The sequence below is a fragment of the Micromonospora sp. M71_S20 genome, from assembly GCF_003664255.1.
Taxonomy (GTDB): Bacteria; Actinomycetota; Actinomycetes; order Mycobacteriales; family Micromonosporaceae; genus Micromonospora.
In genome coordinates this window covers 3,222,333-3,241,908 of sequence record NZ_RCCV01000001.1, presented here as the reverse complement: position 1 = coordinate 3,241,908, position 19,576 = coordinate 3,222,333, and the positions used below count along the sequence as shown (strand labels likewise).

General features: G+C 74.2%; 1 protein-coding gene. It reads right to left on the bottom strand.

Annotated elements, in window-relative coordinates:
* Window positions 1–170 precede the first annotated feature (170 nt).
* Window positions 171–19,550, bottom strand: a complete 19,380-nt coding sequence (locus DER29_RS14400) for a type I polyketide synthase (protein WP_121399217.1) — start codon at window positions 19,548–19,550, stop codon at window positions 171–173.
* Window positions 19,551–19,576 lie beyond the last annotated feature (26 nt).

Sequence of the window (19,576 nt, the reverse complement as noted above, 5' to 3'; positions counted from 1 at the left end):
CCGCTCGGCTGCCGGTGGGCAGGGCGAGACGGCCTGACGGGCTTTGACCCTACGGAGCCGGGCCCGCACAGGCACACCCCTAGACGGGCGCCGCGCACCCCTAGGCGACCGTGGGCCTGGCCGCCGCCGGCCAGCTCACGGCGTACGCGCGAGAGGCGCCAACCGTCCGCTCAGGACTTGCCGAACTCCCGCTGGATGATGTCGAAGAGCTCATCCCGGCTCGCCGACTCCAACTCCTCCCTGGCGGCCGGCGCCGGCGTGGCGGCGGGACGTCCCCGCCACCTGGCCACCAGATCCTCCAGCCGGCCGATGACGGCGTCGTCGACCTGGTCGCCCGGCAGCCCGCCGAGGAGCTTGTCGAGGCGCTCGATCTCCGCCGCGATCGGCAACGCCGGCTGCTCGGGCGCCAACTCGGCCCGCAGGTGACCGGCGAGCGCGGCCGGCGTCGGGTGGTCGAAGACGAGGGTGGCGGGCAGTCCGATTCCCGTCGCGGCGGTCAGCCGGTTGCGCAGCTCGACGGCGGTGAGCGAGTCGAAGCCCAGTTCGAGGAAGCCGCGGGCGGGCCTGATCCCGCTCGGCGTGGCGTGGCCCAGCACCGCCGCGGCGGTGCTGCGGACCAGGTCGAGCAGGATGCGGTCACGCTCCGGACCGGAGGCGGCGGCCAGGCGCCCGCGCAGCGCCGACGCCGCGCCGCGGTCCTCGTTCTTCGGCGCCTCCTCGCCCTGCGCGGGCTGTGCCTCGGGGATGTCGGTGAACAGCCGGGACGGACGCAACGCCGTGAACGACGGCACGAACCGATCCCACCGCACATCCGCCACCACCACCTGGCCCTCACCAGCCTCCAACGCCCGCTGCAACGCCACCACCGCCAACTCCGGAGCCATCCCCGGCAAACCACGCCGACTCAACTGCTCCCCCGCCACCCCCACCGCCATACCCGCCTCAGCCCACGGCCCCCACGCCACCGACGTCCCCACCAACCCACGAGCACGCCGCGACGCCACCAACCCATCCAAAAACGCATTCGCCGCCGCATACCCCACCTGACCCGCCGAACCCCACACCCCCGCAATCGACGAGAACACCACAAACGCATCAAGATCCACACCAGCAGTCAACTCATCCAACACCACCGCACCACCAACCTTCGCCCGCAACACCTCCTCCACCTCACCCACAGCCACCTCACCCAACGGCGTCAACTGCGCCGCACCCGCCGCATGCACCACCGCCCGCAACCGCTCACCACGACCCACCAAGTCCGCCAACAACCCCGCCACCGCACCACGATCCGCCACATCACACGCCACCACCGACACCCGCACCCCCAACCCCTCCAACCGCCCCACCAAATCCCCCACACCCGGCGCACCACCACCACGCCGACTCACCAACACCACATGCTCCGCACCCACACCCACCGCCCACAACGCCACCCGCGCACCCAACGCCCCCGTACCACCCGTCACCAACACCGTCCCCGACAACCGGAAACCACCAGCACCAGCACCCGCAGAACCACCAGCGCCCGCACGGACCAACCGCCGCACAAACACACCCGACGACCGCAACGCCACCTGATCCTCACCACCACCCGACGACAACACCCCACACAACCGACCCCACACACCCCCACCCAAATCCCCCGGCAAATCCACCAAACCACCCCACCGCAACGGCACCTCCAAACCCACCACCCGACCCAAACCCCACACCGCGGCACCCGCGACATCCGCCAACACGTCCGAGCCGCCGACCGACACCGCCCCACGCGTCAGCCACCACAACCGGCCCGTCCCGCCGACGTCGGTCAGCGCCTGCACCACGGCCAGCGCCGTCGACACCTCGGCGGCGGCCGGAACCGTGGCCGCCTCCCCGGAAGTGACCGACTCCCGGGGGTCGGCCAGCGACAGCAGGGACACCACGTCGGCGTCCCGGTCGTCGGTCCCCATCGCCTCCCGCAGCAGCCGCGCCACCAGGTCGCGGTCGGCGCCGGCCGGGACCAGCACCGGGACCGCCCGGTCGGCCCGGGCGGCCAGGGCCGCGGCCACCGGGTGGTCCGCCTGCCCCGGCGCCATCAGCAGCAGCCAGGTCCCCGCCAACGTCGCGGACTCCGGCACCGCGGCCGTACGCCACGTCGCCCGGTACCGCCAGGAGTCGACGGCGGCCCGCTGCTGCGTGGCCCGCCGCCACCGGGCGAGCTTGGGCAGCAGCGCGGTGGACGGCTCGTCCGCGCCCACCGCCAGCTCGTCGCCGAGCACGCCGAGGTCCCCGGACTCGACCGCCGCCCAGAACTGCTCGTCGGACGGGGTGTTGGCGCCCTCCGGAGCCGAGCCGGGCCGGGGGTCCTCCAGCCAGTAGCGCTGCCGGTCGAAGGCGTAGGTGGGCAGCTCGACCACGCGCGGCCGGGCACCGGTCTGATTGAGGTACGCCGCCCAGTCGACGGCCACGCCGGCAGCCCAGAGCTGCCCGACGGCGTTGGTGAGGGTGGTGACGTCGGGCTGGTTGCGGCGCAGCGTGGCGACGTACCGCACGTCGTCGTCCGCGTCCGCCTCGGCTGCCATGGCGGTGAGGACGGCGTCCGGGCCGAGCTCCAGGAACGTGTCCACGCCCTGCGCCCGCAGCGCCGTCACCCCGTCGGCAAACCGCACCGGCTGCCGCACGTGCCGCACCCAGTACTCCGGATCGGTGATCTCTGCGGCGTCCGCGACCGCGCCGGTCACGTTCGACACGACGGGGATCCTCGGCGCCTGCCAGTCCAGCCCCGCCACCACCGAGGCGAACTCGGCCAGCATCGGGTCCATCAACCGCGAATGGAACGCGTGACTGACCGACAGTTCCTTGACCCGCCAACCCCGCTCGCGGGCGGTCGCCACCACCGAAGCCACCTCGTCGACGGCACCGGAGACCACCACCGACGCCGGACCGTTCACCGCCGCGATGTCCACGCCCGCACCCGCAGCGTCGATGACCTCCCGCACGTCGACCTCCGACGCACCGACCGCCGCCATCACCCCACCGGACGGCAACGCCTGCATCAACCGACCCCGCGCCGCCACCAGGACACACGCATCCGCAAGCGACAACATCCCCGACACGTACGCGGCCGTCACCTCACCGATCGAGTGACCCGCCAGGAAGTCCGCCCGCACACCCCACGACGCGAGCAACTCCCACAACGCCACCTCCACCGCGAACAACCCCGCCTGCGCGAAGACCGTCTGATCCACCAGAGCGGCCTCGGCCGAGCCCGCCTCGGCGAACACCACCTCCCGCAACGCACGCGGCAGATGCCCGTCAAACCCAGCGCACACCGCGTCGAAGGACGACGCGAAGACAGGAAACGCCTCGTACAGCTCCCGGCCCATGCCGGCACGCTGGGAACCCTGACCGGTGAACAACACCGCCCGACGCCCCGCCGACACCACACCCGACACCGCCGGCCCGCCCTCGGCCACCGCCGACAGGCCGGCGACCAGCTCGTCGACGTCCGCGCCCCACACCACCGCCCGGTGCTCCAACGCCGCCCGAGTCGTCGCCAACGACCACGACACATCCACCGGCGATACGGAACGGTCCCGCACGAACGACGCCAACCGCGCGGCCTGACCCGCCAGACCCCGCTCGGAGCGTCCCGACACCACCCACGGCACCGGCAGCCCGACCGGTGCGACCGGCGCCGGAGCGGACTCCGGCTCGCCCTGTTCGATGATCACGTGGGCGTTGGTGCCGGAGATGCCGAACGACGACACGCCCGCCCGACGCGGACGCTCCGCATCCGGCCACGCCCGCGACTCGGTCACCAGCTCCACCGCGCCCGAGGACCAGTCCACGTGCGACGACGGCGCATCCACATGCAGCGTCGCCGGGACCACACCCGCCCACATCGCCAAGATCATCTTGATGATGCCCGCCACCCCCGCAGCCGCCTGCGTGTGACCGATGTTCGACTTCACCGAGCCGAGCAGCAGCGGCACGTCCCGACCCTGCCCGTACGTCGCCAGCAGAGCCTGCGCCTCTATCGGATCACCCAACGTCGTACCGGTGCCGTGCGCCTCCACCACGTCCACGTCAGCCGCCGACAACCCCGCACCCGCCAGCGCCTGACGGATCACCCGCTGCTGCGACGGACCATTCGGCGCCGTCAACCCGTTCGACGCACCATCCTGATTCACCGCCGAACCCCGCACCACCGCCAGGACCCGACGCCCGTCACGCCGCGCGTCCGACAGGCGCTGCACCACCAGCACGCCCACGCCCTCGGACCAGCCGGTGCCGTCCGCGGCATCCGAGAACGACTTGCAGCGGCCGTCGGCGGACAGGCCGCCCTGGATCGAGAACTCGGCGAACGTGGCCGGTGAGGCCATCACGGTGACGCCGCCGGCCAGCGCGAGGTCGCACTCGCCGGACCGCAGCGCCTGCACCGCCAGGTGCAGCGCCACCAGCGACGACGAACACGCGGTGTCCACCGTCACCGCCGGGCCCTCGAAGCCGAACGAGTACGCCACCCGACCCGACAACACGCTTGTCGCGTTGCCGGTGAGCAGGTGGCCGCCGACCTCCTGGGCCCGACCGACCGACCCGCTGGCGTACCCCTGGAAGCTGGCCCCGGCGAAGACGCCGACCGCGCCGCCCCTCAGGCTGGTCGGGTCGATACCCGCCGACTCGACGGCCTCCCACGACGTCTCCAGCAGCAGCCGCTGCTGCGGGTCCATCGCGAGGGCCTCACGCGGCGAGATGCCGAAGAACTCGGCGTCGAACTCACCGGCGTCGTAGACGAAGCCGCCCCTGCGGACGAAGGACGTGTCGGACAGGCCGCTGCTGAGGAAGCTGTCCCAGCCCCGGTCGAGGGGGAACTCGGAGATGCCGTCGCGTCCCGTGGAGAGCAGTTGCCACAACTCGTCCGGGGATGCGACGCCACCCGGAAGGCGGCAGCCCATTCCGACGATCACGATCGGGTCGTCGTCCACGGCGACGATCCTGCGGGCGGCCGGCGCGTCAGCCGAGGCGCCGAGCACGGATTCCCGGATGAAGGCGACCAGGGCGGCCGGCGTCGGGTGGTCGAAGACGAGGGTGGAGGGCAGCGTAAGGCCCGTCTCGGCGGTCAGCCGGTTGCGCAGCTCGACGGCGGTGAGCGAGTCGAAGCCGAGACGCTGGAACGGCCGGTCCGGCCGCACCGCCTCCACGGTGGCGTGGCCGAGCACCGTGGCGACCTGGGAGCGTACGAGGTCCAGGAGGGACGCCTCGACCTCCGGCGACGTCAGGGCCGCCAGCCGCTCGCGCAGCGCGGAAGCCTGGTCGGTGGGACCGGTTTCGGCTCGGGCCGCCGCCTCGATCGCCGCCTGCGCTTCGGGGATGTCGGTGAACAGCCGAGACGGACGCAACGCCGTGAACGACGGCACGAACCGATCCCACCGCACATCCGCCACCACCACCTGGCCCTCACCACCATCCAACGCCCGCTGCAACGCCACCACCGCCAACTCCGGAGCCATCCCCGGCAAACCACGCCGACTCAACTGCTCCCCCGCCACCCCCACCGCCATACCCGCCTCAGCCCACGGCCCCCACGCCACCGACGTCCCCACCAACCCACGAGCACGCCGCGACACCACCAACCCATCCAAAAACGCATTCGCCGCCGCATACCCCACCTGACCCGCCGAACCCCACACCCCCGCAATCGACGAGAACACCACAAACGCATCAAGATCCACACCAGCAGTCAACTCATCCAACACCACCGCACCACCAACCTTCGCCCGCAACACCTCCTCCACCTCACCCACACCCACCTCACCCAACGGCGTCAACTGCGCCGCACCCGCCGCATGCACCACCGCCCGCAACCGCTCACCACGACCCACCAAATCCCCCAACAACCCCGCCACCGCACCACGATCCGCCACATCACACGCCACCACCGACACCCGCACCCCCAACCCCTCCAACCGCCCCACCAAATCCCCCACACCCGGCGCACCACCACCACGCCGACTCACCAACACCACATGCTCCGCACCCACACCCACCGCCCACAACGCCACCCGCGCACCCAACGCCCCCGTACCACCCGTCACCAACACCGTCCCCGACAACCGGAAACCACCAGCACCAGCACCCGCAGAACCACCAGCGCCCGCACGCACCAACCGCCGCACAAACACACCCGACGACCGCAACGCCACCTGATCCTCACCACCACCCGACGACAACACCCCACACAACCGAACCCACACACCCCCACCCAAATCCCCCGGCAAATCCACCAAACCACCCCACCGCAACGGCACCTCCAAACCCACCACCCGACCCAAACCCCACACCGCGGCACCCACCACGTCGGTCAGCGCCTCCGCCTCGTCCACGGAGACCGCCCCACGGGTGAGCCACCAGAGCCGCCCCTGGATCTCCGTGACGGCCAGCGCCTGCGCCACCGCCAGCGCCTCGACCACGCCCGCACCGGCCAGCGACAGCAGCGAGACCAGCCCGGCGACCGGCTTCCCGGCCTCCACCGCTCCGGTCAGTCGGCGCGCGATCTCGTCCCGGTCCAGCGCGTCGAGCACCACCGGGACCACCTCGGCGCCCCGCTCCGCCAGCCCGGCCAGCAACGGGTGGTCCTCCTGGCCGGGGAGCATCAGCACCAACCAGGAGCCGGTCAGGGTCTCGTTCCCGGTCACGTCCTGGCGTCGCCACACCACCCGGTAGCGCCAGGAGTCCACCGTCGACCGCTGCTGTGCGGCCCGCCGCCACTGCGCGAGCTTCGGCAGAACCGCGCTGAACGGTTCGTCCGCGCCGACGCCCAGCTCACCGCCGACCAGGTCGGGGTCGCCGGACTCCACGGCCGCCCAGAACCGCCCGTCGAGAGCCTCGCCGTGCGCGTCCCGGCGGGCCGAGGGCGCCGCCTCGGGCCAGTACCAGGTGTGGTCGAAGGCGTACGTGGGCAGGTCGACCACGCGCGACCGGGCGCCGGCCTGACCGAGGTACGCCGCCCAGTCGACCGGCACACCCGCGACCCACAACTGCCCCAGCGCGGAGGCCAGTACGGCGACCTCCGCCTGGTCACGGCGCGACGCCGGAATCCGCCGCACTGCGGCATCCGCGACGATCTCCGCCACCATCGCCGTCAACGTCGCGTCGGGGCCGACCTCCAGGAACGTGTCCACGCCCTGCGCCCGCAGCGCCGCCACCCCGTCGGCGAACCGCACCGGCTGCCGCACGTGGCGCACCCAGTACTCCGGATCCACCAACTCCAACGGGTCCGCCACCGCACCCGTCACATTCGACACCACCGCGACCCGCGGCACCCGCCAGTCGAGCCCCGCCACCACCGACCGGAACTCGTCCAGCATCGGCTCCATCAACCGCGAGTGGAACGCGTGACTGACCGACAGCTCCTTGACCCGCCAACCCCGCTCACGGCAGGCCGCCACCACCGCAGCAACCTCGACCGCCGCACCCGACACCACCACCGACGCCGGACCGTTCACGGCCGCCAGGTCCACCGCCGCACCGATCGCACCGATCAGCTCACCGATCGACTCCTCGGACGCGCCGACCGCCGCCATCACCCCACCGGACGGCAACGCCTGCATCAACCGACCCCGCGCCGCCACCAACACACACGCATCCGCCAACGACAACATCCCCGCCACGTACGCCGCCGTCACCTCACCGATCGAATGACCCGCCAGGAAATCCGCCCGCACTCCCCACGACGACAACAACTCCCACAACGCCACCTCCACCGCGAACAGACCGGCCTGCGCGAAGACCGTCTGATCCACCAGACCGGCCTCGTCAGAACCCGCCTCCGCGAACACCACCTGACGCAGAGGACGCGGCAACAAGCCGTCGAACTGCGCACACACCTCGTCGAAAGACGACGCGAACACCGGGAACGCCTCGTACAGCTCCCGGCCCATGCCGGCGCGCTGCGAGCCCTGACCGGTGAACAACACCGCCCGACGCCCCGCCGACACCACACCCGACACCGCCGGCCCGCCCTCGGCCAACGCCAACAGGCCGGCGACCAGCTCGTCGACGTCCGCGCCCCACACCACCGCCCGGTGCTCCAACGCCGCCCGAGTCGTCGCCAACGACCACGACACATCCACCGGCGACAGACCCGAACGCCCACCCACGAACGACGCCAACCGCGCGGCCTGACCCGCCAGACCCCGCTCCGAGCGCCCCGACACCACCCACGGCACCGGCAGCCCCACGGACGCGCCCCCGGCAGACGCCGAACCCGGCACCCCGTCCGCCGCCCCGATCAGGCCATCCTCGCCGCGAAGCTCCCCGTCCGACGCGTGCACGGACTCCGCCGCCGCAGTCACCGGCTCCGCACCCGACACGGCCACAAGCCCCAGCACCGGCTCCGGCTGCTCGATGATCACGTGCGCGTTCGTCCCCGAGATGCCGAACGACGACACGCCCGCGCGCCGGGGACGCTCCACCGCCGGCCACTCGCGCGCCTGCGTCACCAACTCCACCGCACCCGACGACCAGTCCACATGCGACGACGGCGCATCCACATGCAGCGTCGCCGGCACCACACCCGCCCGCATCGCCAAGATCATCTTGATGATGCCCGCCACCCCCGCAGCCGCCTGCGTGTGACCGATGTTCGACTTCACCGAGCCGAGCAGCAGCGGCACGTCCCGACCCTGCCCGTACGTCGCCAGCAGAGCCTGCGCCTCTATCGGATCACCCAACGTCGTACCGGTGCCGTGCGCCTCCACCACGTCCACGTCAGCCGCCGACAACCCCGCACCCGCCAGCGCCTGACGGATCACCCGCTGCTGCGACGGACCATTCGGCGCCGTCAACCCGTTCGACGCACCATCCTGATTCACCGCCGAACCCCGCACCACCGCCAGGACCCGACGCCCGTCACGCCGCGCGTCCGACAGGCGCTGCACCACCAGCACCCCGACGCCTTCGCCCCACGCGGTGCCGTCCGCCGACTCGGCGAAGGCCTTGCAGCGGCCGTCCGCCGACAGTCCGCCCTGGCGGGAGAACTCGATGAAGGCACCCGGGGTGGCCATCACGGTGACGCCGCCGGCCAGGGCCAGGTCGCACTCGCCCGACCGCAGCGCCTGCACCGCCAGGTGCAACGCCACCAGCGACGACGAACACGCCGTGTCCACCGTCACCGCCGGCCCCTCGAACCCGAACGAGTACGCCACCCGACCCGACAACACGCTCGCCGAGGCGCCGGTCGCGCCGAACCCGGCCAGCGACTCCCCGGCCTGACGCACGACGGTCTCGTAGTCCTGCCCGTTCGTGCCGGCGAACACCCCGACCCGGCCGCCGCGCAGCGCGAGCGGCTCGATCCGGGCGTCCTCGAACGCCTCCCAGGCGACCTCCAGCAGCAACCGCTGCTGCGGGTCCATGGCCAGCGCCTCACGCGGTGAGATACCGAAGAACTCCGCGTCGAAGCCGCCCGCGTCGGCCAGGAACGCCCCCCGCGAGACGTAGGAGTCGGTTCCGGCCAGGGACCCCAGGTCCCAGTGCCGGTTGGTCGGGAAGTCCGACATCGCGTCGACGCCGGCCGCCAGCAGGTCCCAGAGCCCCTCCGGGGACTCGGCGCCGGCGGGGAAACGGCAGCCCATGCCGACGATGACGATCGGGTCGTCGCCCACAACGGGACCGGTGAGGGCGGCGGGGACGGGAAGGGCCTGCCCGCCGAGCAACTCGGCGTGGATGTACCCGGCCAGGGCCGCCGAGTTCGGGTAGTCGAAGGCGAGCGTGGTCGGCAACGCGAGGCCGGTCGCCGCGTCGAGCCGGTTGCGCAGCTCGACCGCCGCCAGCGACGTGAAACCGAGGTCCTGGAAGGCCCGGTCCGGCGCCACCCGCTCGGCGGACTCGTGGCCCAGCACGGCCGCGACCTCGGCACGCACGAGTTCGCCGAGGGCGCGCAGCTGCTCCGCGCCGGACATCCCCGCCAGGCGGAGGCGCAGGTCGGCCGCCGGCACGGGGGCGTCGGTGGTTCCCGCCGCGCCGGCCTCGGCCAGGAGGTCCCGGACCAGCGGGTGGGGGCGTGGGCCGCCGGCGGCGGCCACCCGGGCCCAGTCGATGTCGGCCACCACGAGGTACGTCTCGTCGCGGTCCAGCGCCCGGGTCAGGGCGCGCACGGCCGTCTCCGGTGCCATCGCGCCGAAGCCGGTACGCCTCAGCCGCTGCTCGAACTCACCGGCGCTCACCCCGCCCTCGGCCCACAGGCCCCAGGCGAGCGAGGTCGCCGGCAGCCCCTCCGCGCGACGCCGCTGCGCCAGCGCGTCGAGGAAGGCATTGCCCGGCGCGTAGGTGGTCTGCCCGGCGGCACCCATGAGACCGGCGAGGGAGGAGAAGAGCACGAAGGCGGAGAGGTCCAGGCCCCGGGTCAGCTCGTCCAGGTTGCGCGCGGCGTCGACCTTCGCCCGCAGGGCGGTGGCCAGCTGGTCGACGCTGACCGCGTCGACGACGTTGTCGTCGAGGGCGGCGGCGGTGTGCACGACCGCGCTCAGCGGAAGCTCGGCGGGGATCGAGTCGAGCAGCGCCGCGAGCGCGGCCCGGTCGGCCACGTCGCAGGACGCGAGGGTGACCCGGCTGCCGAGCCCGGCGAGTTCCTCGGCGAGGGCGGTCGCGCCCGGCGCCCCGCCACCCCGCCGGCTGACCAGCAGGAGGTGCTCGGCACCCTCGGCGGCCAGGGCGCGGGCGACGTGCCGGCCGAGGGCCCCGGTCCCGCCGGTGACCAGCACCGTGCCGCGCGGCGTCCAGGAACGACGCGGACCGGTGTCCCCGTACGTCGCACGAACGAGCCTGCGGGCGTGGCCACCGTTGCGGCGCAGGGCGACCTCGTCCTCGCGACCGGTGCCGGCGATCAGCGTCCGGAGCATGCGCACGACGCCCTGGTCGGGCTGCTCGGGGACGTCGACGAGCCCGCCCCACCGGTGCGGGTGCTCGGCGCGCAGCACGCTGCCGAAGCCCCACGCCATGGCCTGCACGGGGTCGACGTGCCGGTCCCGGGACCCGACGGAGACCGCGCCACGGGTGGCGATCCAGAGCCGGGCGGTGATCCCGGCGTCCCCGAGTGCCTGCGCGAGCGCGACCGTGCCGGCGAGGCCCGTCGGCACGGAGGCGGCCCCGGCGTACGGCCGGGTGTCGAACGCGAGCAGGGAGAGTACGGGCAGCACGTCCCCGTCGCGGCCGGCCGACGCCTCGACGAGGTCGTGGGCGAGCCGCTTCCGGTCGCACGCGGCGTCGACCTCGACGATCCGCCCGCCGGCGGCGCCGAGGGCGGCGGCCCAGTCCGTCACGGCCGCGTCGGCGTCGGCCGGCACGACGAGCAGGAAGTCGGTCGCCTCGGCGCGGGCGACGTCGTCCGTGAGCGGCTGCCAGGTCACCCGGTAGCGCCAGGAGTCGAGGGCCGCTTCGGCGTCCCGGCGGCGTCGCCAGGTGGACAGGGCGGGCAGCACGTCCGCGAGCGGGGCGTCGGCGTCGACGGCCAGGCTCTCGGCGAGGGTCGTCAGGTCCTCCGCCTCGATCGCCCGCCAGAAGTCCTCGTCGGCGGCGGTACGCCGGGCGGCGGGGGGCCGGTAGGCACGCGTCGCGACGTTGATCCAGTAGCGCCGATGGTCGAAGGCGTAGGTGGGCAGGTCGACCACGCGCGGCCGGGCGCCGGTCTGGCCGAGGTACGCCGCCCAGTCGACCGGCACACCCGCGACCCACAACTGCCCCAGCGCCTCGGTCAGCGCGGCGACCTCCGCCTGGTCACGGCGCGACGCCGGAATCCGCCGCACCGCGGCATCCGCGACGATCTCCGCCACCATCGCCGTCAACGTCGCGTCGGGGCCGACCTCCAGGAACGTGTCCACGCCCTGCGCCCGCAGCACCGCCACCCCGTCGGCAAACCGCACCGGCTGTCGCACGTGCCGCACCCAGTAGCCGGGGTCGGTGATCTCTGCGGCGTCCGCCACCGCACCGGTCACGTTCGACACGATCGGGATCCTCGGCGCCTGCCACGACAGGCCCGCCACCACCGAGGCGAACTCGTCCAACATCGGGTCCATCAACCGCGAATGGAACGCGTGACTGACCGACAACTCCTTGACCCGCCAACCCCGCTCACGGGCGGTCGCCACCACCGAAGCCACCTCGTCGACGGCACCGGAGACCACCACCGACGCCGGACCGTTCACCGCCGCGATGTCCACGCCCGCACCCGCAGCGTCGATGACCTCCCGCACGTCGACCTCCGACGCACCGACCGCCGCCATCACCCCACCGGACGGCAACGCCTGCATCAACCGACCCCGCGCCGCCACCAGGACACACGCATCGGCAAGCGACAACATCCCCGCCACGTACGCGGCCGTCACCTCACCGATCGAGTGACCCGCCAGGAAATCCGCCCGCACACCCCACGACGCGAGCAACTCCCACAACGCCACCTCCACCGCGAACAGACCGGCCTGCGCGAAGACCGTCTGATCCACCAGAGCGGCCTCGGCCGAGCCCGCCTCGGCGAACACCACCTCCCGCAACGCACGCGGCAGATGCCCGTCAAACCCAGCGCACACCGCGTCGAAGGACGACGCGAAGACAGGAAACGCCTCGTACAACTCCCGGCCCATGCCGGCACGCTGGGAACCCTGACCGGTGAACAACACCGCCCGACGCCCCGCCGACACCACACCCGACACCGCCGGCCCGCCCTCGGCCACCGCCGACAGGCCGGCGACCAACTCGTCGACGTCCGCGCCCCACACCACCGCCCGGTGCTCCAACGCCGCCCGAGTCGTCGCCAACGACCACGACACATCCACCGGCGATACGGAACGGTCCCGCACGAACGACGCCAACCGCCCCGCCTGACCCGCCAGACCCCGCTCCGAGCGTCCCGACACCACCCACGGCACCGGCAGCCCGACCGGTGCGACCGGCGCCGGAGCGGACTCCGGCTCGCCCTGCTCGATGATCACGTGCGCGTTCGTGCCGGAGATGCCGAACGACGACACGCCCGCCCGACGCGGACGCCCCGCCGCCGGCCACTCGCGCGACTCGGTCACCAGCTCCACCGCGCCCGACGACCAGTCCACATGCGACGACGGCGCGTCGACGTGCAGCGTCGCCGGCACCACACCCGCCCGCATCGCCAAGATCATCTTGATGATGCCCGCCACCCCGGCGGCGGCCTGCGTGTGACCGATGTTCGACTTCACCGACCCCAACAGGAACGGCTCGTCGCGGTCCTGCCCGTACGTCGCCAGCAGAGCCTGCGCCTCGATGGGGTCGCCCAGCGTCGTGCCCGTACCGTGCGCCTCCACGACGTCGACGTCCCCGACGCCCAGCCGGGCGTTCGCGAGGGCCTGGCGGATCACCCGCTGCTGCGACGGACCGTTCGGCGCCGTCAGCCCGTTCGACGCACCGTCCTGGTTCACCGCCGTGCCCCGCACCACCGCCAGGACCCGGCGCCCGTCGCGCCGCGCGTCCGACAGGCGCTGTACCAGCAGCACGCCCACGCCCTCGGACCAGCCGGTGCCGTCCGCCCCGTCGGAGAAGGACTTGCACCGGCCGTCGGGGGCCATGCCCCGCTGGCGGGAGAAGTCGATGAACGTCTCGGGCGTCGCCATCACGGTGACGCCGCCGGCCAGGGCGAGGTCGCACTCGCCCGACCGCAGCGCCTGCACCGCCAGGTGCAACGCCACCAGCGACGACGAACACGCCGTGTCCACCGTCACCGCCGGGCCCTCGAACCCGAACGAGTACGCCACCCGACCCGACAGCACGCTGCTGGCGGTGCCGACGCCGAGGTAGCCGTCGAGGGCCTCCGGAACGTCGGCCAGCCCGGCGGCGTGGTTGTGGTACATCATGCCGGCGAACACGCCGACCGGGCGGCCCTTGAGCGCGAGCGGGTCGATCCGGGCGTCCTCGATCGCTTCCCACGAGGTCTCCAGCAGCAGCCGCTGCTGCGGGTCCATCGCGAGGGCCTCGTGCGGCGAGATCTTGAACAGGTCGGCGTCGAAGTCGCCGGCGTCGGTCAGGAAGCCGCCCTCGCGGGCGTAGCTGCTGCCCCGGCGCGCGCCCGACGGGTCGTACAGGTCGTCGACGTCCCAGCCGCGGTCGGCCGGGAAGCCGGTGATGCCGTCCCCACCGGAGACGAGGAGGTCCCACAGCTGCTCGGGGCTGCGCACGCCGCCGGGGTAGCGGCAGCTCATGCCGACGATCGCGATCGGCTCGTCGAGCGCCGCGACGGCGGCGACCGGGGTCGGCAGCGCGCCGGCGTCGGTCCCGGTCTCGGCGTCCAGGTGGTCGGCCAGGGCGAGCGGGGTCGGGTGGTCGAAGACCAGGGTCGCCGGCAGTCGCAGGCCGGTCACCGCGCCCAGCCGGTTGCGCAGCTCGACGGCGGTGAGCGAGTCGAAGCCCAGCTCGGTGAACGGGCGGCCGGCCTCGACGGCGGCGGCGTCGGCGTACCCCAGCACCGCCGCGACCTGGTCGAGGACGAGCCGCAGCAGGGCCGCGGCGCGCTCCTCGCGGTCGAGCCCGGCGAGCCGTTCGGTCAGGGCGGCGGTCTCGGCCGGGCCGGACCGCGCGGCGCGGCGGCGGGGGGTGCGGACCAGGCCGCGCAGGACCGACGGCAGGGTGCCCGCCTCGGCCTGGCCGCGCAGCGCCGGGCCGTCCAGCGCCATCGGCACCGCCGTGGGCAGGCCGGTCGACAGGGCGGCGTCGAAGAGTGCGAGGCCGTCCGCCTGGGAGATCGGGCGGACGCCCGCGCGGGCCAGCCGGTCGGTGTCGGCCCGGTCGAGGCCGGCCGTCATGCCGCCGCCCGACTCGGCCCACGGCCCCCAGGCCAGGGAGAGCGCCGGGAGGCCCGCGGCCCGCCGCCGGTGCGCGAGCGCGTCCAGGAAGGCGTTGGCCGCCGCGTAGTTGGCCTGCCCGGGGCTGCCCGTCACGCCCGCCGCCGAGGAGTAGGTGACGAAGAGCGCGAGGCCGTGGGCGGCGGTCAGCTCGTGCAGGTGCGCGGCGGCGTCCACCTTCGGCCGGAGCACCTCCTCGAGGGACCCGGCGGTGAGCGAGGTGAGGGTGCGGTCGGCCAGCACGCCGGCGGTGTGCACCACGCCGGTCAGCGGGTGCGCCGGGTCGATCCGGTCGAGCAGCGCGGCGAGGGCGTCGGGGTCGGCGGCGTCGCACGCCTCGACAGTCGCGGTGGCGCCCAGGTCGGCGAGATCGGCGAGCAGGTCGGCGGCACCGTCCGCGGCGGCCCCGCGGCGGTTGGTCAGCACCAGGTGGCGGACCCCGTGCCGGGCGACCAGGTGGCGGGCGAGGAGCGCGCCCAGGGCACCGGTGCCGCCGGTGACCAGCACCGTGCCGTCCGGGTCCAGCGCCGGCGCGGCGGGTTCCGGGGCCGCGGGCTCTGGGGCGGCGACGAGCCGGGGCACCCGGAGCATGCTGTCGCGCACCGCCGCCTGCGGCTCGTCGGCCGACAGCAGGCCGGCGAGGGCGGACGCGGCGTTCTCCCGGTCGTCGAGGTCGACGACCAGGAACCGGCCGGGGTGCTCGGCCTGCGCCGACCGGAGCAGACCCCACACGGCGGCGCCGGCCAGGTCGGTGACGTCCGCGTCGTCGTCCACGGCGACGGCGCCGCTGGTGAGGACCACCAGCCGGGACCCGCCGGTGTGGCGCTCGGCGGCGAGCCAGCCCTGGAGCACGGCGAGGACCTCGGCGAGCAGGTCGTGGACCGGGCCGGGGTCGGTCGCGGCGGCGCCGGCCACCGGGAACAGCACGACGTCGGGCACCCCCGCGTCGCACAGCGCGTCGAGGTCGGCGTGCCGGACGGCGGTCACGCCGGCCGGCAGCGGCGCGGGGCGGTCGCCGAGCACCGCCCAGGTCGTGCCGTCGGGCGCGCCCACGCCGCCGGCGTGCCGGGGCCAGTCGAGGCGGAACAGCGAGCGACGCCACGGGGATCCGCCGGAGGTGAGTTCCCCGGCCGGCAGGGGCCGCAGCACCAGGGACCCGACCCGGGCGACCGGCTCACCGGCGGCGTCCGCGACCAGCATGGCCACCGTGTCCGAGCCGGTGGGGGTCAGCCGTACCCGCAGGGTGTCCGCGCCGTGGGCGGAGAGCGTCACGTCCGACCAGGAGAACGGCAGCCGGGCCTCGCCGGGGTCGACGATGCCGAGCCCGACCGCCTGCACGGCGGCGTCGAGCAGGGCCGGGTGCAGCCCGTACGCGCCGGCCTCGTCGGCCGCCGGCTCGGGCAGCGCCACCTCGGCGTACACGTCGGTGCCGAGCCGCCACGCGGCGCGCAGCCCCTGGAAGGCCGGGCCGTACGCGAACCCGGCCTGCGCCGCCCGCCCGGTCAGCTCCGACACGTCCAGGGCGGTGGCGGCGGCCGGCGGCCAGTCCGCCAGCGTGGCCCCGCCGTCCGCGGGCGCCGGGGCGAGCAGGCCGGTGGCGTGCCGGACCCACAGGTCGTCGGTGCCGGACCGGCGGGCGTGGACCGTCAGCTGCCACGCCTCGCCGCCGGTACGTTCGGCGGCGACCTGCACGTCGACGCCGCCGGTCTCCGGCAGCACCAGCGGCGCCTCCAGGGTCAGCTCGGCGAGCCGGTCGGCGCCGACCTCCGCGCCGGCCCGCAGCGCCAGTTCCACGAACCCGGTCCCGGGGAAGAGCACCACGTCGCGTACGGCGTGCTCGGCCAGCCAGGGCTGGCTCTGCACCGACAGCCGGCCGGTGAGCGTCACCTCGTCGCCGTCGGCCGAGCGGAACACCGCGCCGAGCAGCGGGTGACCGGTCGGGGTCAGCCCGGCGGCGGTCACGTCGGCGGCCTGCGGCAGCGGCAGCAGCCAGTAGCGCTCGCGCTGGAACGCGTACGTCGGCAGGTCGACCGGCACGGGCGGGCCGTCGAACAGGGCCGCCCAGTTCACCGGCACGCCCCGGGCCCAGACGGTGGCCGCCGCGGCCAGCGCGGTCGCCGCCTCGTCGTGGTCGGCCCGCAGCATCGGGGCGCAGGCCGCCTGGTCCGCGCCGACGATCTCCTGGGTCAGCGCGGAGAGCACCCCGCCCGGCCCCACCTCGACGTACGCGCCCACCCCGAGCTCGCGCAGGATCGCCACGGCCGCGTCGAAGCGGACCGTGTCGCGGACGTTGCGCAGCCAGTACGCCGGGGAGCGCACCTCGTCGGGGTCGAGCACCTCGCCCGTCACGGTGGAGACCACGGGAATCCGGGGCGCGGCGAAGGTCAGCTGCCCGAGCACGTCGCCGAACGCGTCGAGCATCGGGTCCATGCGGGCGGAGTGGAACGCGTGGCTGACCCGCAGCCGCCTGGTGTTACGGCCGAGGGCCGCGAAGTGTCCGGCGACGGCCAGCACGGCGTCCTCGTCGCCGGAGACGACGACGGACTCCGGGCCGTTGACGGCGGCCAGCCCGGCGCCGGCCGCGTCGCCGGCGGTGGCCAGGTGCGCGCGTACCTCCGCCTCGGTGGCGCGGACCGACACCATCGCCCCGCCGGTGGGCAGGGCCTGCATCAGGGTGCCCCGGGCGGCGACCAGGCGGGCGGCGTCGGGCAGCGACAGCACGCCGGCGACGTGCGCGGCGGCCACCTCGCCGACCGAGTGCCCGGTCACGAAGTCCGGCACGACGCCCCAGGACTCGACGAGCCGGTAGGCCGCCACCTCGACGGCGAACAGCGCCGCCTGGGCGTGGCCGGTGCGGTCGAGCACCTCGGCGGGACCGTCGAGCACGGTGCGCAGGGGCCGGTCGAGGTGCTTGTCGAGTTCCGCACAGGCGGCGTCGAAGGCCGAGGCGAAGACCGGGAACGCCGCGTACAGCTGCCGGCCCATGCCGACGCGCTGGGCGCCCTGGCCGGTGCAGAGCACGGCGACCCGGGTGGGGCTGGCGACCCCGCGCCGCACGGACGCCGCCGGGACGCCGTCGGCCAGGGCGCTGAGCCCGGCGACCAGCTCGTCCCGGTCGGCCCCGAGCACCACCGCGCGGTGTTCAAGGACCGACCGGCCGGCGGCCAGGGCGCGGCCCACCGTGGCCGGCGCGGCGTCGGGGTGGTCGGCGAGCCAGGAGCGCAGCCGGTCGGCCTGGGCGCCGAGCGCGGCGGTGCTGCGCGCGGAGACGACCCACGGCAGCGGGTCGGGGCCGACGACGGTGCCGGTGGCCGGCTGCGGCGCGGGCGGGGCCTCGACGATGACGTGGGCGTTGGTGCCGCTGACGCCGAAGGAGGAGACGCCGGCCCGCATCGGCCGGGTGGCGCGCGGCCACGGGCGCGGCTCGCGGAGCAGGCTCACCGCGCCGGCCGACCAGTCGACGTGTGGGGACGGCTCGTCGACGTGCAGGGTCCGCGGCAGGACGCCGTGGCGCATTGCCATGACCATCTTGATCACGCCGGCGACGCCGGCCGCGGCCTGGGTGTGCCCGAGGTTGGACTTGATCGAGCCGAGCCAGAGGGGCTGGTCGTCGGCCCGGTCCCGGCCGTAGGTGGCGAGCAGCGCCTGCGCCTCGATGGGGTCGCCGAGGCGGGTGCCGGTGCCGTGGGCCTCCACCGCGTCCACGTCGGCCGGGGAGAGCCGGGCGTTCGCGAGGGCCTGGCGGATCACCCGCTGCTGCGACGGGCCGTGCGGCGCGGTGAGGCCGTTCGAGGCGCCGTCCTGGTTGACGGCGGTGCCGCGTACGACGGCGAGCACCGGGTGGCCGTTGCGCTGGGCGTCGGAGAGCCGTTCCAGCAGCAGCAGGCCGGCGCCCTCGCTCCAGCCGGTGCCGTCGGCGGCGGCGGCGAAGGACTTGCAGCGCCCGTCCGGGGACAGGCCGCGCTGGCGGCTGAAGCCGACGAAGGTGTCGGGGCTGGACATGACGGTGACGCCGCCGGCCAGCGCGAGCGTGCACTCGCCGGAGCGCAGGGCCTGCACGGCGAGGTGCATCGCCACCAGCGAGGACGAGCAGGCGGTGTCGACGGTCACCGCCGGGCCCTCGAATCCGAAGGTGTACGCGATCCGGCCGGAGACGACGCTGCCGTGGTTGCCGGTGCCGACGAACGCCTCGACCTCCTCCGGCACGCCGTTCAGGCGGGAGACGTAGTCGTGGTACATCACGCCGGTGAAGACGCCGGTCCGGCTGCCCTTGAGCGAGTCGGCGGCGATGCCGGCCCGCTCGACCGCTTCCCAGGCGACCTCCAGCAGCAGCCGCTGCTGCGGGTCCATCGCCAGCGCCTCGCGGGGGGAGATGCCGAAGAAGCCGCCGTCGAACTCGCCGGCGTCGTGCAGGAAGCCACCCTCCCGGGTGTACGACTTGCCGTGCGCGTCCGGGTCGGGGTCGTAGAGGTTCTCCACGTCCCAGCCCCGGTCCGCCGGGAAGGGCGTGACGGCGTCGACGCCGGACTCGACCAGCCGCCACAGCGCCTCGGGGGTCCGCACCCCGCCCGGGTAGCGGCAGCCCATCCCCACGATCGCGATCGGCTCGTGGTTCTGCTCGTCGACGGCCCTCAGGCGTTCGCTGGTCTCGTGCAGGTCAGCCGTGACGCGCTTGAGGTACTCGCGGAGCTTGGCTTCGTTCGCCATCGGGTTGATCACCTGTCGCTAAGGGG

Excerpts from the sequence above, each read along its gene's own strand:
- DER29_RS14400 (WP_121399217.1), bottom strand. The coding sequence starts at position 19,550 with ATGGCGAACGAAGCCAAGCTCCGCGAGTACCTCAAGCGCGTCACGGCT.